Raw genomic sequence first — 21,506 nt, forward strand, 5'->3', positions numbered from 1 at the left:
ACAAATCCAATACTGAAGTCACAAAACCAATCAATTCATATTTCAGCCTTCCCTAATCTTCGTTATAATAGAAAAATGACTGAAAGTAGAAAGAGGAATGTAACATGAAACATTATGATGTCATTGTCATTGGCGGCGGACCTTCTGGACTGATGGCCGCGATTGCATCAGCAGAGCATGGCGCTACTGTTCTGTTAATTGACAAAGGAAACAAACTTGGCAGAAAGCTGGCCATTTCTGGCGGCGGACGGTGTAACGTCACTAATCGCCTTCCAGTAGAAGAAATCATCAAGCATATTCCCGGAAACGGCCGTTTTCTATATAGTGCATTTTCTGAGTTCAACAACGAGGATATTATTTCATTTTTTGAAAACCTTGGCATTGAACTAAAAGAAGAAGACCATGGACGTATGTTCCCTGTATCAAACAAAGCACAATCTGTTGTGGATGCCCTTCTAGACAGGCTCCGCGCCCTCAATGTCACCATTCGAACGAACGAAAAGATTAAAACGGTTCTGTATCAAGACGGACAAGCAGCTGGAATTGTTACAAATAATGATGAAAAAATTTCAAGTAAGGCTGTCGTCATTGCTGTCGGCGGAAAAAGTGTACCGCATACCGGCTCTACTGGTGACGGCTATGCATGGGCAGAAGCAGCAGGTCATACCATTACAGAGCTTTTCCCAACAGAGGTACCGGTCACATCAGATGAACGATTTATTAAAGAAAAAGTGCTTCAAGGTCTTTCTTTAAGAAGTGTGGCTGTCAGTGTTCTAAATAAAAAAGGGAAACCCGTCGTCACACATGTCATGGATATGATCTTTACTCACTTTGGTTTATCGGGTCCAGCTGTTCTTAGATGCAGCGGATTTGTTGTGAAAGAATTGAAAAAGCAGCCGGCAGTCCGCCTGCAAATTGACTTATATCCGAAGCTGAATGACGAGGAGCTGTTCCAAAAGCTTCATCGTGACCTAAAAGATGAACCGAAGAAAGCCATTAAAAATGTCCTTAAATCTTGGATGCAAGAACGCTATTTATTGTTTCTATTAGAACGGAACGGTATTGATCCACAAGACACATTCTCTGGTCTAGCCAAGGATAAACTGCGTGCATTTGCCCATGATTGCAAACATTTTATTGTGCATGCAAATGGTACCCTATCCTTGGACAAAGCGTTTGTGACAGGAGGCGGCGTTTCTGTGAAGGAAATTGAACCGAAGAAAATGGCGTCTAAAAAAATGCCCGGTCTTTATTTCTGCGGAGAAATTCTAGATATCCATGGCTATACAGGCGGTTACAATATCACGTCAGCACTTGTGACAGGCAGGCTTGCCGGCATGAATGCTGCACTAGAAGCAAAGGAGAGAGTTCAATGATCAGACGTGCACTACCGATTGTTCTTGCGGTCGTTATTAGTTTGACAGCTGCTGTTTTCTTGAAGCTGTCGATTACCCCGTTAAAAGTCGCCATTGTTTTGGCGTTTACCATTTTCGCTGTATGTTTAAAAGAATACGTCTACCGTCTTCGCAAACGAATTGAGGAAAAATCGTCTTCCCATATCGATAGTTGATAAATGGAAGCAAAACATGTTACGGTAAAGTAGAGGTCGAGTGAGAAGCTCGCCTCTTTTTGTTTGAAATAAGTTGAGTTAGGGGATATTAAGCTAAGTCCTCTGCTTAAACGTGTAGAACAACAGGAGAGTGAGATGGTGTGAAAAACGTATCAAGTGTATTTTGGATTGTGATTGCGATCACATTTGTTGCCGTGATGTGGGGAGCGTTTTCTCCAGACACATTGCAAAATGTCACAGATCAAATTCAAACATACATTACAAATGACTTTGGCTGGTATTACTTGTTAGTGGTATCACTGCTTGTCGGCTTTTGTCTATTCTTTATCTTTAGCCCAATCGGTAAGATTACGCTAGGAAAACCGGGGGAAGAGCCTGAATTTGGTCTATTTTCTTGGTTTGCTATGCTATTTAGTGCCGGTATGGGAATTGGTCTTGTTTTTTACGGAGCAGCTGAACCGATCAGCCACTATGCTATTCAGTCACCAACAGGGGAGACTGAAACTGCACAGGCCTTCCGCGATTCCCTTCGCTATACATTTTTCCACTGGGGGCTTCATGCATGGGCGATTTATGCCATTGTTGCACTTTGCATTGCTTACTTTAAATTTAGAAAAGATGCACCTGGCTTAATCAGTGCAACGCTGCAGCCTGTTTTAGGAAATAAAACGAATGGATGGATCGGAAAAACCATCGATTGTATTGCGGTATTTGCAACTGTAGTTGGTGTTGCGACAAGCCTAGGATTAGGTGCAGCACAAATAAACGGTGGGTTGAATTATCTTTTTCATATTCCAATTGCCTTTAGCACACAATTGATCATTATTATCATTGTGACGGTGCTTTTCCTTGCATCTGCTTTGAGCGGAATTGGAAAAGGCATTAAATACTTAAGTAATATCAACATGGTATTAGCAGCTGTTCTGATGTTTTTCTTACTTTTGGTAGGTCCAACTGTTTTTATCTTAAATTCATTTACTGACTCGATTGGACAATACTTATCCAATATCGTTCAAATGAGCTTCCGTCTATCTCCAAATGATCCTGAAAAGAGAGAATGGATTAATGGATGGACAATCTTTTATTGGGCATGGTGGATTTCTTGGGCACCATTTGTCGGGATCTTTATCGCTAGAGTGTCACGCGGGCGAACGATTCGCGAATTTTTAGTGGGTGTCTTAGTCGCTCCTTCTATCCTAGTATTCCTATGGTTCTCGATTTTCGGTGTATCTGCAATGGACTTACAGCAAAAGAATATTGTCGATGTTGCAGGTCTATCAACTGAAACGATGCTCTTCGGTGTGCTTAATGAATATCCGCTGGCGATGATTACATCGATACTAGCACTCATATTAATCGCCGTATTCTTTATTACATCGGCTGATTCAGCTACATTTGTGCTTGGAATGCAGACAACCTACGGATCATTGAATCCTTCTGGCAGTGTCAAAGTCAGCTGGGGTATTATCCAATCTGCTGTTGCTGCTGTGCTTTTATTTTCAGGGGGACTCGAAGCCTTGCAAAATACAGCCAAGCTCGCAGCCTTGCCGTTCTCCGTTGTCATCATATTGATGATTGTCTCGCTGTATAAATCACTAAATGATGAACGAAGAATCATCAAACAAGCCAATCAAGTCAATAAACCAAGAAGTCCAAGAGTAAAAAAAGCATAATCGCAAGCAAGAAAAAGCCGTTCCTCATCCGAACGGCTTTTTTCTATATACACAATTTAAGATTGTCTGGAGCTTGAGGATTCCTTTAAAATAGTATTGAATTATCACTTTCTACATAATGGAGGTTTATATGACGTTACCTACGTTCAAGTACAACCCAGACCCAGTTTTGTTAAACGTGATTAAAAAAGAGCATACGACATGTCCTGTTTGTGAGAAAGAAAGAGATTATGTGTACCATGGCCCTTTTTATGCTGTTGAAGATGTGGAGGGAATTTGTCCTTGGTGCATTAAAGATGGATCAGCGGCTAAAAAATACAATGGAACCTTTCAAGACGATGCGAGCTGTGATGACGTCGATCAAGAGGAATATATCGATGAGCTGATCTTCAGAACGCCAGGCTATCGCGGATGGCAGCAGGAATATTGGTTAAGTCATTGCGGAGATTTTTGCGCAATCGTCCAGTATGTCGGCTGGAAAGAGATTGAACATCTAGAGGAAGAACTCGCCGAGGATATCGAAGACATTTGCAGCGGCGAAGGATTAACGAAAGAGAACCTAAAGCAATGGCTCGTCAACGGAGGAGACTTACAGGGCTACCTCTTCCAATGTGTTCACTGCAACAAGCACCGTTTATATATTGACGCCAGCTAACCAAAGAAAAAGGACCCTTCAAGCAGGTCCTTTTTTTGAAACCGTCTATTTTTTATATAAAATGAGTGCAGAAAAACAGTAGAGCTGTTCCCCTCCCTGCTCACAGATCACCGCTACATTGTACTTGATGTCAATGATTTGGTCGTCATCCATTCCTTTTAAAAAATGATTGATTTCACTCTGCAAATCTTTCTCATGCTCTTCATCAAATACAGCTACCTTTAGCACCTATGCCACTCTCCCTTCTCTCGCTACTCTATCTTTATGCACATAGAGAGAGGCATATGAACAAAAAAACCTTTCATCCTATCGATGAAAGGTCTTCAATTTATAACTTCGGTTTTGTTTCTCCTGTCCAAGCAAGCATCCCACCAACAACATTGGTCGCTTGGTAGCCTTGATCTTCTAGGTAATAGCAGACATTTTCACTACGTTTACCAGAGCGGCAAATAATATAATATTCCTGCGTTTGATCGAATGCATCCAGCTTCTCAGGGATATCGCCCATTCGAATGTGGATTGCTTCCGGGATCATCCCTTCTGCTACCTCTTCATCCTCACGTACATCGACAAGCTGAATGGCGTCTTCCTGCTCAAGCTTTTGTTTTAATTCTTCTATTGAAATTTCTTTCACTGACACGAGTCTCATCTCTCCTTTTCATCACGGTGACACCATTATAGCAGATGGTTCACTTCACTGCGTATTCACCCGCTTCGATTGAAGGAAAGACGGCAGCAGCTTCTTCACTTCGGCTGTCTCGTGCTCACTTTCAAACTCTACCTTTTTAAAGACTTGATAGGCCAGCCACATATGACCGTAGGCAAGTATGCTCACACTAAAAAATGGCACGATTCCCGGTAAATAAGCAAACAGAACAAACAGCACAGCCGAGAAAACAAGCATAGAGAGTGTATATTGCAAATATGACACACCAAGCAGCAGAGAGAATTTCAGATAGAGACGTTTTTTCCAATCGTAATGAGCAAGCAGCGGAAAAATATAAAATAAGCTCACAATAAACAGAAAACCAAAAATATATATAGCAAAGCGAAGTACATGTAAGGGCCAGCTCGTCGGATAGATATAAGCAAGGTCGACATAAATAATCGTTCCAATGATGAACAGCACCACTCCAATCATGTTAGAGCGGACAAACTCCTCCCGGTATACCTTCCAAAAGGTGCGGAATACATTGACCTGCTCATGCCCTTGTATCCACTTTCTCATCACGGAAAATAACGCAGTAGTCGCAGGCATCAAGCCAAAGATCCCAAGCCCTAGGATAGTGAACAAAAGCCATAACAAATTCGTATAGGCGAGTCTCATCACCCACTCACACATCCTCAGCATTCTGCTCATTGAACCATCATGATCCATCTCTTTCCCCTCCTCTCTTTCTCTTTACACCTTCTCTTTATGAAACAATTCATCAATTTCAATTGGGCGTTTTTCTGCGGCAGATCGCCACATGCCTTCTCCAAGAGCAATCGAATAAGCACCAGCCTCTGCACCTGCTAAAATGTCGTAGTGAATCAATGGATCTTTTCCTATAAATAAATCAGCCAAAAGCAGAGGATCTCCTCCGCCATGTCCGCCTGGCTGCTTGACGACTTCAATTGTCTCCTTTGATCCAAACATCGGGTAATAAGAAATTGTTTGTTCTGGGAATTGAAAAGGAATTCTTGATGGCACATGAAACTCATTTGTTTCAATACGCCCCTTCGTCCCATTAATAGCCAGACGATAGCCTTCATATGGGGCGGAGAATTGAATCGAATAGCTGAGCAGAGCCCCTTGATCATAAGCGACTGACGCCACATATGTATCCTCAATATCAATTTCCTGATCAAAAATGCACGCATCCGGGCGATAATTTGAGTACTGCTGCGTTTGCTCCTGACCGGATTCAATATGGTCGTCCTCCACCTTCGAGCGCTCAACCCGCGGATTCCACCTTGCTTCATAATGACAGATATCCTTCACATGACATGTTCCGCAAAATCTATTTTCCTCCCCGTGCAAGGGATTCCAAGGGCTTTCGCTGCCGTAATAGTTCAGCGCCCCGTAGGCAAATACTTGCTTCGGCTTTTGATCAATCCACCAGTTGACCAGATCAAAATGATGCGTCGACTTATGAATAGACAGTCCGCCAGAGAATTGACGTGTACGGTTCCACCTTTTGAAATAACTAGCACCATGATACGTATCAATCAGCCAGCTCAGTTCAACGGATGTGACCCTTCCAATTTTCCCGTCTAGAATCAGTTCTTTTATCTTTCGATGGAAGGGATTGTAGCGATAATTAAAGGTGACCGTGACCTTTCCTTTACTTTCCGCCTCTTTTTCCATCACTTTTTTGGCGTCTTTTGCTGTTGTCACCATCGGCTTTTCGGTGATGACATCTAGATCATGGTCAAGTGCCTGCATGATATACGTGACATGTGTATCATCCCTGCCTGCCACAATGACGATATCTGGTTTTGCTTTCTTGACCATCTGATCAAATGCATCTTCATGAAAAAACGAAACGCCCCGGAGTGATGGAAAACGCTCCTGACAAAGTGTATACCGCTGATGATCTATATCTAGGAGCCCTGTAATCTTATACTGCTCATTGAAATCCTCTGTAAGAGGTCGAATAAACATATTGAACGCACGATGACTCAGCCCGCAAATCACGACCCGTTTCACATTCCTCACCCCATTTTCTATTGGTTTTCACGAAGCTGTTTCATAAGAGATAGCGCCTCTTTCGTCTTGTCAGCATACACGGGAATAAAAGCGACCATATCTCGATGTAATTGAAAGGTATAACCGTTGAGTTTTTTCTTTCCTTTATTGATTTGTACCGCATAATCGACCGTTTTCCCTGTCTTTTTGTCCTCGACCGTATATGGTCCTGCTGCTTGATCGCCTATTTCCATCTCTTCCAGCAGCTGAAAGCTTTCAGGATCATCATACGTTCTAAACATTTCTTCTGGGACAAGCATCACGTCCCCCTCTTTTGAGGTAATTTCAACAAGAAGCTTTTCAGGAACCGCCGGAAAGATGTGGACGCTATAAGTCTCTTGTTCCGGCTGAAAAGCCTTCTCCACTAATTGATCCTTCATTCCCTTTGACATATCAGAAAAAATCAGGACATTGATACCGTTTGTTTTCCCCTGACAGGCAGATAAACAAAAGGCAGCGATGAAACTGATAAGCCATACGACGGCACTTTTTTGCCTTCTCATGCCTTTTGAAAAACAGACAGCTTTTCTAGCTCAGTTAACGCCATAATAAAAGCGCCTGCCCCGTGCAAGTCATTTGTGCTCCGCTCTCTTCCAACGTAATAATCATAAAATCCCGCAGATGTTCCAATACAAATATCGTTGATGGTAAAATCACCATTTTCTTTCTCAGCCGTCTTATGCTGAATCAAGCCTTGATATGCTTTGACCACATGATCAACATAACGGAGGCCCACATACCCTTCATTCATGGCCTTTGCCATGGCGTACATGAATAAACACGATCCCGAGCTTTCAAGCCAATTGTCACTGTGATTTCCTTTATCAATGATTTGATGCCAGAGACCTGTCGTTTGATCCTGGTACTTTGCCACACTTTCCAGCATGTCTGTCAGTGTTTCCTTCCACACTTTCCGCATTTCATGCTGCTCGGGCAGGTCCTCGATCATATCCGCTAATGCAAGGACATACCAGCCAAACGATCTCGCCCAAAACTCTGGGGAACAGCCGGTCTTTTGATCAGCCCATGGCATCGTTTTTCGTTCATCCCACGCGTGATAATATAGACCTGTTTGTTCATCTTTCGTATGCTTTCTCATGAGATGCTCTTGATGGATGACCATATCCACAAGTGACTCTTCACCTTTAAGCTGAGCATACTTTAAGGCAAAAGGACCGCCCATGTAGAGTCCATCGAGCCACATTTGATAAGCATAATTATCTTTATGCCAAAATCCGCCCTCAGACGTGCGGTTTAGCGTACGATAAAGTCCGCGCAGCTTCTCCGCTGCGAGCACATACCGCTCCTCTCTCGTTCGTTCGTAAAGAGGGAATAAAATGAGCCCTGCTTGTATGGCATCAAGCTCATCCCTGCGAAATAATAGATTTCCGTACTCATCAATAAGTGAGTCCGCATAGTTTTTCACATAATCGAAATAAGCCTCGTTCCCTGTTGCCTCATATAGCTTCATAACGCCGCAAAGGAAAACCCCTTGATGATAATGCCACCTTCCAGCTGGCGGCAGCTCAATCGGTGTATACGCTCTCATAATGGTTTGTGCTAATTTCTCTGCATGCTCAAGCGGTGATCCCTTTTCAATCGATAATGTCATTCTTCCTCATCTCCCTTTTTAATAAATACCTTCTTCCCCGAATTTCTTCGCTAAACGGTTTGCCAGCATGACCAAAATAAGTCCAACGGCTGCTTTAAATAAACCAACAGCGGTACTATAGCTGAATTGTCCTTGCTTAAGACCTGCTGTATAAACGTACGTATCAAAAATCTCCGCTACTTCCCGGTTCGTTGCGTTCAGTAATAGATAGACATGCTCAAAGCCAAGCTCAAGCGTATCACCAATTTTCAAAATAAGCAGAACGACAATGACACTTTTGATGGCAGGAAGTGTGATGTGCCACATTTGTCTCAATCTCCCCGCACCATCCATTTTTGCTGCTTCATATAGCTGCGGATCTACCGCTGTAATCGCCGCAAGGTAAATGATCGTCGACCAGCCTGCTTCCCGCCAAATCACCTGTAAAATGTACATTGGTCTAAACCATTCCTGACTAAGAAGGAAGTTAATCTTTTCCCCTCCAAAGAAAGCAATCAATTCATTAATTAACCCGCCATCTACTGTTAACAAAACAAAAGATAAGGACACGACAATGACCCATGACATGAAGTGAGGGATATAAATCATCGTCTGTACAAACTTCTTAAACAATGCCAATCTCACTTCGTTTAAAAGAAGGGCTAATAAAATCGGAATTGGAAAGAAAATCACAACATTCATGGCAAATAAAATCAGCGTATTTTTTAATAAGATGAAAAATGTTGGTTCTGTAAACAAGCGAATAAAGTGTTTGAAGCCAACCCACTCACTGCCAAGAATGCCGAGAAACGGCTGGTAATCTTGAAAGGCAATGATGAGCCCCCACATTGGCACATATTTAAAGACAAGAAAATAAATGAGCCCCGGCAAAATCATTAAATACAAAAACTTTTGACTAAGCAGTTGATTAAGTAAGCGCTTTCTTTTTTCGTTTTTCAAAGCTGCCGCAGGCACACCCTTGGCAGTGACATCCTCTGTTTTCATTGATAAAGCCTCCCCTCAAGCTGATGCATGTGTTAACTGTATCTTAAGGATGAAAAATCCGTCTACAATCATATCAACAGATCATATTTTCATAGGTGATGCTACTCAAAACGTTACATAAAACATAAGAAAATGATCCTAATCTCAGAAAATGATTATTGACAAACCTACCAGATTTTTGGATTAATAAATTAAGGGGAAAAGATTGTTTCGTTTGAAATGGGGGGTTTTATGAAAAGAAGGCAGTATAAATTTTATTACAAGCTTGTGACGTTTTTTTTCATACTTAGTACGATTCCTGTTATCATTGTCGGTATTTTTTCTTATCAGCATTCGCAAAAAACAGCACTTGAAAATATCTCAAATGAAAAGCTCGACAGCGTCAAACAAACGCAATCCAATATTGAGCATATTTTAAAAACGGTTGATCATTCTCTCACTCACTATGTCAGTTCGACACCTCTCCTTCAAACACTGGCAGAACCTTTAAATCCAGACCAATTCCAGCTTTATAATCAAGTACAGCAGGAACTGAACTACCTGCAAACCTTTGACACCGACCTTTCCAATATTACACTCGTCAGTAAAATGGAAGACTGGTACATGAACAATTCGGGGCTTTATCATGTCACAAGCGAAGACCAAGAAAAAGCGCTGACCTCTTACCTCAATATACCAAGTCACTCCAGCTGGGCACTTGAAGAGAATAATCCACTTGTTGCGACTAAAGAAGGTAAAGCATCCTTTTGCAAGTACAATGTGAATTTAATCAAACAACTGCCTATGAACAGCGTTCAAAAAAAGGGAATCGCTGTCGCCAGCATTCCAAGCTGCGTGATTGCTGATAACATGCCTGACTTCTCTCAATCAGATAGCATGTTTGTCATCGATACAAACGGAAAAGTGCTGCTACATAATCGCAAAGAACAAATTGGTGAATCGCTGAAATATCAAGATTTCGTCAAGCATGTGCTCTCACTTGAAAAACGATCAGGACAATTTGATATGAAGATCGACGAACTCAACTATCAAATCACATTTCAAAAATCAGATTATAATGAATGGACATACCTATCCTTTGTTTCTATTCCAGAACTTAAGCAGCAAACGAAATCAATCGGGTGGATTACCTTTATTATCTGCACTATTTTGTTAGCGCTTTCATTACTATTTTCATGGTTTGGTTCCAGACACTTTTATAAACCAATCCGCTTATTATACGAGTCATTTGCACGCAATGAATCATTTTTGCAAAAACAGCCTTTTCAAAATGAATTTGAGTTGATTGAATCAAGTATTAAACAAATGAAAGATCAAAACAATGATTTAGAGGAACGGATTGAGCAGCAAGTGACACACTTACAGCAATACTTTATGGTACGGCTGCTGCTTGGAAAGCTGACAGATGAAGAAGTAAACAACCGGTTCCAAAGCTTAGGCTTTCCCCAGGGCTGGTCTCATTTGTCCATGCTTGTGACTCAAATCGATACGTTAAAAGGAACACCTTATGAAAAAAAAGATGCTGATTTGCTTTTATTTGCGATCAATGGACTGATCGAGCAGATTATTCCGCAAGAGGAACACCTTCAGCCAACCGTTGTCAATGAACATCAAACAACGATTATCCTTAACCACTCAAAGTCAGACGAAGAGTTTACTGAATATTTAAACCAATTAGCAGAAACCATTCAGCAGCGTATCGAAGAAGAGCTTGGTTTATCGATCAGCATTGGGATCAGCCGCCAGTTTAAGGAGCTTACGATGGCAAAACACGCTTACATTGAAGGAAAAGAAGCCTTAAAATACAGACTCAAAGCAGAGAAAAAATCCATTATCTTATATGAGCATATCCAGCAAGGAAAGACGTTCAAAACCCATTTTCCAAAGCAGCTGCAGCATGATTTATTTGATGCGGTGAAAGCTGGCGATCAAGGCAAAGCGGATCACTATTTACATGTGCTCCTGCAATCCATTTTCTCTAAAAATGCAGGACCGCACGAATACCAGATCGCCCTCGCTCGTTTTTTAAACAATTTAATTGAGCTGATGCATTTGCTGGGTATTGAATTATTTGAGGTAGAAGACAACAAAATGCTCTATGATACGATTTTTGAATTTAAAACCTTTGAAGATACAGAAGCATGGCTGAAACATGAGATCATCCGGCCAATTATTGACCAGCTTGCTGCACGTGAAGACTCACAATACAAAAACATCTCAGAAAAAATCATTCATATTATTCATCAAGAATTCGACTCAGATCTCACCTTGGATGAAATCGCCACACGCCTGCACTACAATCCCAATTATTTAAGCAGTATTTTCAGAAAGGAAATGGATATCTCCTTTAGTGAATATCTCTCTTCCTACAGACACCATGTCGCTAAAAACTGGCTTGTAGAAACCGATATGTCCGTCAAAGAAATTTCGGAAAAACTGAAATATAAAAACCCGCAAAATTTCATCCGATCCTTTAAAAAGCTGGAAGGCACAACTCCTGGTAAATACCGCGACCAGAAAAAAGGCACGTAACACAAAGAGTCCCGCTCTCACACGAAAGCGGGGCTCTTTTATTTAAACTGTTCATTTAAGATGCTGTCTTCCAGCACTGAAAGCGGCTCTCCATACACACGTTCAATATGAGCTGCTCCCCAATCGCATAGCGCATTGAGAATTCTTTCGAGTGACTGTCCGTATTCACTTAATTCATATTCCACTTTAGGCGGCACCTGTTCATAGACAATCCGGTTAATGACGCCATCACTTTCAAGCTCTCTCAGCTGCTGCGTCAGCATTTTTTGTGTGATGTTTGGCATAAGCCGCTTCAATTCGCTCGTACGTTTTTTCCCGTGTGTCAAATGACATAAAATCACACACTTCCACTTCCCGCCTATGACATCAAGCGTTGCTTCCACAGAGATATTATATTTTTTCTTTTCCATCGAATATTCACTCCTCTTTGTACGAATAGGCACTTTTTAGTACCTATATTACAAAAAAGTACGTACTTTTTTTTTCGTCATCTATGTTAGATAATAACTCTTGCCGATCGGCTTCGTCTATCAAAATGTCATCACAGAAGGATGTGAACTTACTGATGAAGAACAAGCAAAACCATTTTGCTCTGCTCGCACTAGCGATTAGTGCTTTTGCTATAGGAACAACTGAGTTCATTAGTGTCGGTCTTTTGCCAATGATCTCAGAGGACTTTGGAGTGAGCGTCAGTCAGGCGGGCTGGACTGTCTCTTTATATGCACTTGGTGTGACATTTGGTGCGCCTATATTGACTTCCCTTACTTCCACGATGAAAAGAAAGACATTGCTTTTGCTCATTATGCTCGTCTTTTTGGTTGGTAATACACTTGCCACCATTGCCCCGACTTTTTCAGTGCTGTTAATCGGCCGGGTGATTTCAGCCTTGTCCCATGGAATCTTCATGTCCATTGGCTCTACGATTGCTGCAAGCCTTGTCGTGAAAGAAAAACGGGCAAGCGCCATTGCCTTTATGTTCACTGGTTTAACAGTAGCGACTGTGACAGGTGTGCCATTCGGGACATTTCTTGGTCACGAGTTCGGCTGGCGGACATCATTTGGTGTAATTGTGATCATTGGTCTGATCGCACTGATATCCAACTATTTTCTTGTTCCGTCTCAACTAAAGCAGGGTGTGAAAACATCCTTTAAAGATCAAGCTGTCCTATTAAAAACAAAAAGAATCTTACTTTTATTTGTCATTACAGCCACAGGGTATGGAGGAACCTTTGTCGTCTTCACATATTTATCTCCTCTCTTACAGCATGTCACAGGTCTTGCGCCTGGGGCTGTGGCGTTGATCCTGCTTTTATACGGAATCACGATCGCAGCCGGAAATGTCATTGGCGGAAAAGCTGCTAATGCACAGCCAATGAAAGCACTGATCTATATGTTTATTATCCAAAGCATCATCTTGTTTATCCTTAGCTTCACTGCAGGATTCACAGTGTTAGGCATTGGAACCGTCATGCTGATGGGTCTGTTTGCTTTCATGAATGTACCTGGACTGCAAGTAGCCGTCGTTGATTTTGCCGAAAGATACACCCCTGGAGCAGTCGACGTCGCATCTGCTATGAATATCGCTGCCTTTAATGCCGGTATTGCCATTGGCTCATTTTTAGGCGGCATCGTGACAGATTCACTTGGTCTTGTGCATACAGGCTGGGTCGGCGGCATCATGGTCCTCATCGCAGCCATTCTTACGATGATCAGTTATCAAATGGAACAAAAAGAACAAATACAAACCAACTAAAGGAGTTTTTATTATGGAACATTTACAAAGTACAAAAACATTAAACAATGGAGTCCGCATGCCAGGCTTTGGCCTTGGTGTATTCAAGGTGGAAGATGGAGCAGAATTAGTTGATGCTGTCAAAACAGCCATTCAATTAGGCTATCGCAGTATTGATACAGCAGCTATTTATGGAAATGAAGAAGGTGTTGGACGAGGCATACAGCTTGGTTTAGCAGAAACAGGACTGCGCCGCGAGGACATTTTTGTCACATCAAAAGTGTGGAATGCCGATTTAGGATATGAATCTACCCTTCATGCATACGAAGAAAGCTTGAAAAAACTTCAGCTTGACTACCTTGATCTGTATTTAATCCATTGGCCAGTTGAAGGAAAATACAAAGAAGCTTGGCGTGCACTGGAAACCTTGTATCGTGAAGGAAAGGTCAGAGCCATCGGAGTGAGCAACTTCCAGCCGCATCACTTAGACGAGCTATTAAAAGATGCAGAGATCAAACCAGCTATCAATCAAGTAGAATTTCATCCAAAGCTAACGCAGGAAACACTCTATACGTATTTGAACTCTCATGGCATTCAAATGGAAGCTTGGTCACCGCTGATGCAGGGTGAACTGCTGCATCACCCGCTGATCACAGAGCTGGCAGACACGTACAGTAAAACACCTGCTCAAATTATTTTGCGCTGGGATGTACAAAAAGGTGTCATCACCATCCCAAAATCAACGAAAGCACATCGTTTAAAAGAAAACGCTGATATATTTGATTTTGTCTTAACTGATGAGGATATGAAACGTCTTTCTGACTTAAATGAAAACAAACGTATCGGTCCAGATCCAGACAACTTCGACTTTTAATCAAAACACCCCCGCTTTTTTGCTTTGCGGGGGTGTTCCTATTGATCATTTTGATTTTTTAAAGGAAGCCTCATATTCTTCTATGATTTTATTCCCACCATTTGATTTCCATTTCTCTACATCTTTCTGAAATTGATCTTCACTGATGTCTCCAAGAATGAACTTATACGTCGCATCATCGATGATTTTCTTCAATTCGTTTCCACGCTCTGATGCTGTTTCTGAATACAGGCTTTCAGCAGGATTGGCAACGATGATGTTTTTATTGTCTTCTTCTAGCTCTTCATATTTAGAACGAACTGCATCCCCTTTATTTTTCAAGTAACGTTTATCAATTCCTACAAGACTGACAAGTGGCTGGACATCTGTCTGCCAGCCTTTCACTTGGCTTTCTTCCCTGACAAATGTATTTCCTTCTTCTTTCTTATAATGCTGGCCATCGATACCGTACGTCATGAGACCATACACATCTTCTTCAGCAATGCGGTCAAAGAAGGCCAAAATCCGCTTTAATTCTGCCTCTGATTTCACGCTTGTTTTAGGGAATGCGAAGATGCCATTATGACCACCTGATGCCCACACACGTTCTTTGCCATCTGGGCCTTTGATTCGGTTGATAATATCTACTTTCATGTTTTTATCTGTCGCATCATCTCGCAGGTTCACGGCATCTACCATATTTCCAACATAGATGCCTGCTTTTCCTTGTGAGAATAATTCCTGCTGCTGTGTTTTGCTTGTCACTGGGAAGTCTTTGTTGATATAGCCATTATCACGCAGCTTTTTCATGTATTTCATTGTATTCATATATTCATCTGTCATAAAGTCTGGCGTGAATTTCCCGTTTTCTTCTTTCCAGTCTGTAGGCATACCTTCATATGAACCAAGTGTTTTAAATGCTCCATAAATTAAATCGTTCCGATCCGTAAAGCCAATTGTATCCGCTTTTCCGTTTTGATTCGGGTCTTTTTCAGTAAAGGCTTTGGCTACTTCATATAGATCATCCAATGTTTTTGGTGTATCCAAATTTAAATTTTCAAGCCAATCCTTTCGAATGACAATCCCTTGTCTTGAAAGTGGTCTTTCTCTATAGATGCCATAAAGCTTGCCGTCTATAGAGGCGTTTTTATTAATCAGTTCGTTCATCTTACTTAAATTTGGATAATCCTTTAAATACGGACCGACTTCCCAGAACATGCCTGATCTGAACGCATTAATCGCAGACGAATTTTTAATGTCTTGAATCGTCACAATTTGCGGCAAATTCCCTGCTGCAAGTGCGGAATTTAACCGATCTTCCTTCACAGCATCAGGCACCCATGTAATATCAAGCTCTGTATTTGTGAGCTTCTCAATCTCTTTTAAAACGGAATCCTTCGGCGGCTGCTGATGATATAAAATTGCCATCCATGTCAGCTTTACCTTTTTGTCTAAATCAACCTTCTCATCTGATGAGTTTGCCCCTTTACTTGAACATGCTGACAAAATACCACTTGCTGCAAATAACAGGACAAACGCAATCAGCCATAATTTCTTTCTCCCCATAAGATCCCTCCGTTGTTCCATCATTTTAACCCTTTACAGAACCTAGTAATGCCCCTTTGTTGAAATGCTTTTGAATAAATGGATAGACAAGCAGAACCGGAATGGTCGCCACAACAATGACAGCCATTTTAATCGTTTGGTCTGGCGGTGGTGTGGATGAGCCCATATCCGACATATCTCCCTGCATTCCGCTTGAGACAATGACAATCTGTCTCAGCAGCACCTGAATCGGCCATTTCACTGAATCATTTAAATACAGAATGGCGGTCATATACGTATTCCAATACGTCACGGCATAAAAAAGTGAAATGGTTGCAATGGCTGGCAAAGAAAGTGGCAGCACAATTTTAAAGAAAATCCCTAAATCGTTACAGCCGTCCATCTTCGCTGATTCCTCAAGACTTGCCGGTATGTTTTGAAAAAAGTTTTTCAAAATGATTAAATTGAACGCATTGATTGCAACCGGTAGAATAAGTGACCAATACGTATCAAGCAGACCAAGTGTTTTCACCACAATAAACGTCGGAATCATACCTCCGCTAAACAGCATCGTGAAGACAACGAGAAACATCAGTGTTCTCCGGCCTTTTAGCTCCTGGCGAGACAGCCCGTATGCCATAAGCGAGGACAAAAACATGCTGACAGCTGTTCCAACGAGCGTCACAAGAATGGACACAATGAGGCTGCGATACACAATATCTGTAGAAAAAATGTATCGATATGCCTCTAAAGAAAACGTCGTTGGGAACAGGATAAACTTCTTCGTGATGACCTCTTCTACTGTTGCAAAAGAGGCGGCAATGACATGGATGAACGGAAGCACACATATTAATGCGAACATGAGTAGAAAAGAGTAATTAAATAAATTGAACAATCGGCCTTTAATAGAACGATCTATGTTCATCACGCCCTTTCTTTGAAAGCGTTATCATTTCAACTGAAAGTAAGCTGCAGCCTGTGACGATATCGTGATTAAAATGTAACAAACGAGGGAAGAAAGCGTCTATAATCATCTTGACAGTCCAACTGGAAAGATCATGTCAGCCGTGCTTTTATGCTCATGAAACAAAAGAATAGGATCATTAGCTCATGACATGATTATGCCCTATGTCTGATCATTTTCTCCAAGGAGTTCCGCCGTATTGACATCTGGTTTGTAGCCTAACTCCTGCTTCGTTTTCTCAGTAGACCACGGCTTTTCTTCATTCTCTGAGACAGCATAATAAGTTCCAAAGGGAATATCCGATTCAATCGCTGCCTTTGTCATACCTGCAAGATCCTCATGTGACAGCAGTGTTCTTTTTGTTCTTTGTTTTTTGTGTAATGCCTTCATTTCATCTGTTACAACTGTTCCAATCCGTAAATTGATGACAGACATTCCCGTTTGATCGTGGAACAAACGGCCCAGCTGTTCGGATGCAAATTTTAAAATGCCATATACATTTTTAGTCGCAGGCACATCGTCAGTTGTAATCTGCCATCCAAGTAAGGAGCGTCCATCCTCTTCATAACGATCCGTCACATGGTTGCTGCTTGCAAAAATGACTTTTCGTATGCCAAGCCGCGCGGCTGAACGAAACATATAATAGGTACTCCTCCAAAAAATATCAGTCATTTTTGCAAATTCTTCATGATCCATCACATCATGCGTCATGTCAATGTTTAGAAGATGCAAGATGACATCTGTATCCCGCGGAATTGCCTCATATACATTCTGTTCATTCGCTGCATCGGCTAAAATGACTCCTTCTACACAGCTCGTCAGATCAATAATCGTGACACTGTATTCAGTAGAGAGCGCTTTTGTTAAAAGGCGTCCAATTACACCGCACCCGCCAATGATGGTGATTTTTTTCATCTGTCTCCTCCTTTCTTTTGACGTAGTATGTCCAAGCGTTTTCTTGATTACAGCCACTTTTTCAAAAATCGTGTCGCCTCGTGACGCATAGCGGCTGTTTCAAAATGACCTGCATGAAGATGGGCAAGCTGATATCGTTCTTTCAATGAAGCAGCTTGATAGGTTTGACTCAATACCTTTTGAATCCTTCCAACGCCTTCAGCAGGCGTGAGCTGATCAAGTTTTCCAACTAAGCTTAAATGCGGTCTTGGAAAAATCATTTCTTGAATGTCCGCTGCTGTAAAATACTTTGCTAATCTCGGTACATAGTAATAAAAGCCATGCCTATCCAAATTGTTCGTTTCAATTAATGTATGATGATCCACCTGTGCGCAAAGATCAATACACACACTTACCCTCTCATCAAGTGCAGCCGTCCACCAGGAAAGGAGACCGCCCATTGACATCCCAAAGACAGCTAACCGGTCCGCCAGTACATCAGATCGAGATAGCAAATAATCAATCGCACACATGCTTTCATACAGCATCATGCCCCACATCACTTTTCCTGTTAAAAGCATTTCCTTAAAAATTTCACTTTCTGTTCTTCCCCTTCTCTCACCAAACCCTGCATGATCAATGGCCAGTACACTATATCCTTTTGACGTAAACTCTTTTGCATATGAAGGCGTTTGCAAATAATGAGCACCCTCTAACAGCTCTTCCTTCCCGTTCACGTAATTACCGCCATGAGAGTGTTGGAATAGTACTACGGGTCTTTTTTTCACCGTATCCTTCGGTTTCACGAAATAAGCAGGGACTTCCTCTACGCCATTTATGGAGAGAATGAGTGTTTCCACTACATATGATTCACGTTCCTCCATTTTTAACGTATAAGCCTCCACGCGATGACGCTCTGGCATTTCTCCTAACAGACTGAGCAGTTGTTCACGTTTGCTTTCCTTTTCCATTGACGTCACTCCTCATTTTCTTGATCACCTGTTAAAATACGAGACCGATGCAGGAATCACCTTGTTTTCGACAAAATTATGTCCCGGGAAATAAAGAACACCCACCGGTTCATACCGATGGGTGTCATCATTAGTTCGCAACAATATTGACAAGCTTCCCAGGAACCGCAATTACTTTGCGAATGGTTTTTCCTTCAAGCTGTTCTTTTACACGTGCATCATTTTTCGCAAGCTCTTCTAACTGCTCCCTTGTTGCATCAGCAGGAACGGTTAATTTTGCTTTCACTTTACCGTTAAGCTGTACGACAATTTCTACTTCATCGTCGACAAGCTTTGACTCATCATATTGAGGCCATGCTTCATAAGAAATAGACCCTTCATGACCAAGTTTATTCCAAAGCTCTTCTGCTAAATGCGGTGCAATTGGAGAAAGAAGCTTTACAAAGCCTTCTGCATATTCTTTCGGCAGTGTATCAGCCTTATAGGCATCGTTGATAAACACCATTAATTGTGAAATTCCTGTATTGAAACGCAAGCCTTCATAATGGTCTGTTACCTTCATGACGGTTTCATGATAGCTGCGTTCTAATGCGCCGCCAGATTGCTCTGTCACTTTATCACTGAGTGAGCCATCTTCATTTGTAAATAGACGCCATACACGATCAAGGAAACGACGAGCACCATCAAGTCCTGTTTCAGACCAAGCAATTGACGCATCTAAAGGTCCCATGAACATTTCATAAAGTCGTAATGTATCTGCACCATGAGATTCTACGATATCATCCGGGTTGACCACATTTCCTTTTGATTTACTCATTTTTTCATTGTTTTCCCCAAGAATCATGCCTTGGTTGAACAATTTCATGAAAGGTTCTTTTGTTGGAACAACACCGATATCATACAAGAATTTATGCCAGAAGCGTGCATATAGAAGATGTAGTACAGCGTGTTCTGCTCCGCCGATATACACATCAACTGGAAGCCATTTCTTCAGCTTCTCAGGAGATGCAAGCTCTTCTGAGTTATGAGGATCAATATAACGTAAGAAATACCAGCAGCTGCCTGCCCATTGCGGCATTGTATTCGTTTCACGGCGGCCTTTCTTACCTGTTACAGGATCTACAACCTCAACCCAGTCTTTAATATTGGCCAATGGTGATTCACCTGTACCACTTGGCTTAATCTCAGTCGTCTTAGGCAAGATCAGTGGAAGCTCTTCCTCTGAAACAGCTGAAGATGTTCCGTCTTCCCAATGAATGATTGGAATCGGTTCACCCCAGTAGCGTTGACGGCTGAATAGCCAGTCTCTTAAACGATATGTGACTTTCTTTTCACCCTTTTGATGTTCTTCAAGCCATGCAATCGCTTTTTCAATCGCCTCTTCTTTTCCTAAGCCATTTAGGAAATCAGAGTTAATGTGCTTTCCATCACCTGTGTAGGCTTCTTTTTCAACGTCTCCGCCTTCTACCACTTCTTTGATTGGAAGATCAAAGGTTTTGGCGAATTCATAATCACGTTCATCATGAGCAGGTACGGCCATAATCGCCCCTGTTCCATAAGTGGCTAACACGTAATCTGCAATCCAGATCGGCATTTTTTCACCATTTAACGGATTGATGGCATATGCCCCTGTGAAAATACCCGTTTTCGTTTTGGCAAGATCTGTCCGCTCTAAATCACTCTTCGATTGAATCTCTTTGATATATGCTTCGACTGCTTCTTTTTGAGCAGCTGATGTAATTTTTTCAACTAGTGCATGTTCTGGAGCAAGCACCGCATAAGTTGCACCAAATAGTGTATCAGGACGCGTTGTAAAAACCGTAAACTGTTCGTTATGCCCTTCTACTTCAAAATGAACGTGCGCACCTTCAGAGCGTCCGATCCAGTTACGCTGCATATCTTTGATGCTTTCAGGCCAATCAATGTCCTCTAAATCTTCTAACAGCCTGTCCGCATATGCTGTAATCTTTAGCATCCACTGCTTCATAGGACGTCTTTCAACAGGATGGCCTCCGCGTTCACTTTTTCCATCAATGACTTCTTCGTTTGCAAGCACTGTGCCAAGCGCTGGGCACCAGTTCACTGGTACTTCATCGATATAGGCCAATCCTTTTTCGTACAATTTTAAGAAAATCCATTGTGTCCATTTGTAGTAATTCGGATCTGTCGTGTTGATTTCTCGATCCCAATCATACGAGAACCCTAGTGATTGAATTTGGCGGCGGAAGTTATTGATGTTCTCTTCTGTAAAGGCCGCCGGGTCATTCCCTGTATCAAGTGCATACTGTTCTGCCGGGAGACCAAATGCGTCCCATCCCATCGGATGAAGAACATCATATCCCTGCATACGTTTCATGCGTGATAAAATATCCGTTGCTGTATAGCCCTCAGGGTGCCCGACATGAAGCCCTGCTCCTGATGGATATGGAAACATATCAAGCGCATAAAACTTCGGTTTATCTTCCGAGTCAGATGTGGCGAATGTTTTATGTGTCAGCCAATAATCCTGCCACTTCTTTTCAATTTCCCGATGCTGAAAACTCAATGTGAAAACCTCCTTTAATATGTACGGCTTTATCTGCTTAGATGACCACTGCAAGAATTCAGATTTTTCTAAAATCAACAAAAAACCCTCATCCCTGGAAAGGGACGAGAGATTTTTTGGTTCCCGCGGTACCACCCTTGTTAGCGTAACATGCTGTTCGTACGCTCACTTAATATCTTTAACGCAGACATGCGACAGAAGCTTTAACGCAACTGCAACTCTGAGGCGAGTTCAGAAGCAGATTT

General features: G+C 41.9%; 20 protein-coding genes and 1 other annotated feature (1 of these 21 only partly in view). Of the genes, 7 read left to right on the forward strand and 13 right to left on the reverse strand.

Features of this window, described 5'->3' with window-relative positions; all coding sequences use genetic code 11:
* Window positions 1–104: 104 nt before the first annotated feature.
* From OIT90_RS09695 to OIT90_RS09710, 4 genes are all read left to right on the forward strand, one after another.
* Entirely contained in the window at window positions 105–1,376 is a 1,272-nt protein-coding gene (locus tag OIT90_RS09695; RefSeq protein WP_058838208.1) for a BaiN/RdsA family NAD(P)/FAD-dependent oxidoreductase, read from the forward strand.
* A complete protein-coding gene (locus tag OIT90_RS09700; RefSeq protein WP_024424878.1) occupies window positions 1,373–1,570 on the forward strand; it encodes a hypothetical protein in 198 nt (65 codons plus the stop codon). Before OIT90_RS09695 ends, OIT90_RS09700 begins: the two co-directional genes overlap by 4 nt.
* 140 nt (window positions 1,571–1,710) lie before the next feature.
* Window positions 1,711–3,243, forward strand: coding sequence for a glycine betaine transporter OpuD (opuD, locus tag OIT90_RS09705; protein ID WP_039180749.1), 1,533 nt, complete (start codon window positions 1,711–1,713; stop codon window positions 3,241–3,243).
* 130 nt (window positions 3,244–3,373) lie between these two features.
* Complete coding sequence (locus OIT90_RS09710) at window positions 3,374–3,898, forward strand: CbrC family protein (RefSeq protein WP_039180751.1); 525 nt, start codon at window positions 3,374–3,376, stop codon at window positions 3,896–3,898.
* Between the two features lie 45 nt (window positions 3,899–3,943).
* Here OIT90_RS09710 and OIT90_RS09715 read toward each other — a convergent pair whose 3' ends face one another.
* The 7 genes from OIT90_RS09715 to OIT90_RS09745 form a co-directional block, all read right to left on the reverse strand.
* Window positions 3,944–4,126 carry a sporulation protein Cse60 gene (locus OIT90_RS09715; protein WP_024424881.1) on the reverse strand — a complete coding sequence of 61 codons (183 nt, stop codon included), beginning with the start codon at window positions 4,124–4,126 and terminating at the stop codon, window positions 3,944–3,946.
* A 100-nt stretch (window positions 4,127–4,226) separates the two neighbouring features.
* On the reverse strand, window positions 4,227–4,538 hold the full coding sequence (locus OIT90_RS09720; RefSeq protein WP_024424882.1) for a rhodanese-like domain-containing protein: 312 nt from the start codon (window positions 4,536–4,538) through the stop codon (window positions 4,227–4,229).
* 54 nt (window positions 4,539–4,592) lie between these two features.
* Complete coding sequence (locus OIT90_RS09725) at window positions 4,593–5,276, reverse strand: YesL family protein (RefSeq protein ID WP_064497800.1); 684 nt, start codon at window positions 5,274–5,276, stop codon at window positions 4,593–4,595.
* A 24-nt stretch (window positions 5,277–5,300) separates the two neighbouring features.
* Window positions 5,301–6,590 carry a Gfo/Idh/MocA family protein gene (locus tag OIT90_RS09730; protein WP_039180762.1) on the reverse strand — a complete coding sequence of 430 codons (1,290 nt, stop codon included), beginning with the start codon at window positions 6,588–6,590 and terminating at the stop codon, window positions 5,301–5,303.
* A 17-nt stretch (window positions 6,591–6,607) separates the two neighbouring features.
* The gene (locus tag OIT90_RS09735) at window positions 6,608–7,132 is read right to left on the reverse strand and encodes a hypothetical protein (protein WP_064497799.1); all 525 of its coding nucleotides are present in this window, start codon (window positions 7,130–7,132) and stop codon (window positions 6,608–6,610) included.
* Window positions 7,129–8,241, reverse strand: a complete 1,113-nt coding sequence (locus tag OIT90_RS09740; protein ID WP_474892486.1) for a glycoside hydrolase family 88/105 protein — start codon at window positions 8,239–8,241, stop codon at window positions 7,129–7,131. Before OIT90_RS09740 ends, OIT90_RS09735 begins: the two co-directional genes overlap by 4 nt.
* Before the next feature lie 18 nt (window positions 8,242–8,259).
* Window positions 8,260–9,225 carry an ABC transporter permease gene (locus OIT90_RS09745; RefSeq protein ID WP_047203508.1) on the reverse strand — a complete coding sequence of 322 codons (966 nt, stop codon included), beginning with the start codon at window positions 9,223–9,225 and terminating at the stop codon, window positions 8,260–8,262.
* Window positions 9,226–9,456: 231 nt separating this feature from the next.
* Between OIT90_RS09745 and OIT90_RS09750 the strand changes: the two genes are divergently transcribed.
* Complete coding sequence (locus OIT90_RS09750) at window positions 9,457–11,757, forward strand: helix-turn-helix domain-containing protein (RefSeq protein ID WP_260774639.1); 2,301 nt, start codon at window positions 9,457–9,459, stop codon at window positions 11,755–11,757.
* Between the two features lie 38 nt (window positions 11,758–11,795).
* On the opposite strand, the gene OIT90_RS09755 is transcribed toward OIT90_RS09750, so the two are convergent.
* Window positions 11,796–12,167 (reverse strand): winged helix-turn-helix transcriptional regulator, encoded by a 372-nt coding sequence (locus OIT90_RS09755; protein ID WP_034322520.1) that lies wholly within the window; start codon window positions 12,165–12,167, stop codon window positions 11,796–11,798.
* 155 nt (window positions 12,168–12,322) lie between these two features.
* Between OIT90_RS09755 and OIT90_RS09760 the strand changes: the two genes are divergently transcribed.
* Window positions 12,323–13,510, forward strand: coding sequence for an MFS transporter (locus tag OIT90_RS09760; RefSeq protein ID WP_327842270.1), 1,188 nt, complete (start codon window positions 12,323–12,325; stop codon window positions 13,508–13,510).
* A 10-nt stretch (window positions 13,511–13,520) separates the two neighbouring features.
* On the forward strand, window positions 13,521–14,363 hold the full coding sequence (locus OIT90_RS09765; RefSeq protein WP_180272432.1) for an aldo/keto reductase: 843 nt from the start codon (window positions 13,521–13,523) through the stop codon (window positions 14,361–14,363).
* A gap of 45 nt (window positions 14,364–14,408) precedes the next feature.
* On the opposite strand, the gene OIT90_RS09770 is transcribed toward OIT90_RS09765, so the two are convergent.
* From OIT90_RS09770 to leuS, 5 genes are all read right to left on the reverse strand, one after another.
* A complete protein-coding gene (locus tag OIT90_RS09770; RefSeq protein WP_039180784.1) occupies window positions 14,409–15,908 on the reverse strand; it encodes an extracellular solute-binding protein in 1,500 nt (499 codons plus the stop codon).
* A 25-nt stretch (window positions 15,909–15,933) separates the two neighbouring features.
* Window positions 15,934–16,794 carry a carbohydrate ABC transporter permease gene (locus OIT90_RS09775; protein ID WP_087976618.1) on the reverse strand — a complete coding sequence of 287 codons (861 nt, stop codon included), beginning with the start codon at window positions 16,792–16,794 and terminating at the stop codon, window positions 15,934–15,936.
* Between the two features lie 219 nt (window positions 16,795–17,013).
* Window positions 17,014–17,766, reverse strand: coding sequence for an NAD-dependent epimerase/dehydratase family protein (locus tag OIT90_RS09780; RefSeq protein WP_099663555.1), 753 nt, complete (start codon window positions 17,764–17,766; stop codon window positions 17,014–17,016).
* Window positions 17,767–17,813: 47 nt separating this feature from the next.
* On the reverse strand, window positions 17,814–18,716 hold the full coding sequence (locus OIT90_RS09785) for a dienelactone hydrolase family protein (protein ID WP_474892487.1): 903 nt from the start codon (window positions 18,714–18,716) through the stop codon (window positions 17,814–17,816).
* Between the two features lie 130 nt (window positions 18,717–18,846).
* A complete protein-coding gene (leuS, locus tag OIT90_RS09790; RefSeq protein ID WP_327842272.1) occupies window positions 18,847–21,261 on the reverse strand; it encodes a leucine--tRNA ligase in 2,415 nt (804 codons plus the stop codon).
* A gap of 97 nt (window positions 21,262–21,358) precedes the next feature.
* Window positions 21,359–21,506: a binding site (T-box leader), on the reverse strand; it runs 74 nt beyond the window's last position.

The organism is Bacillus sp. ABR, assembly GCF_056172715.1.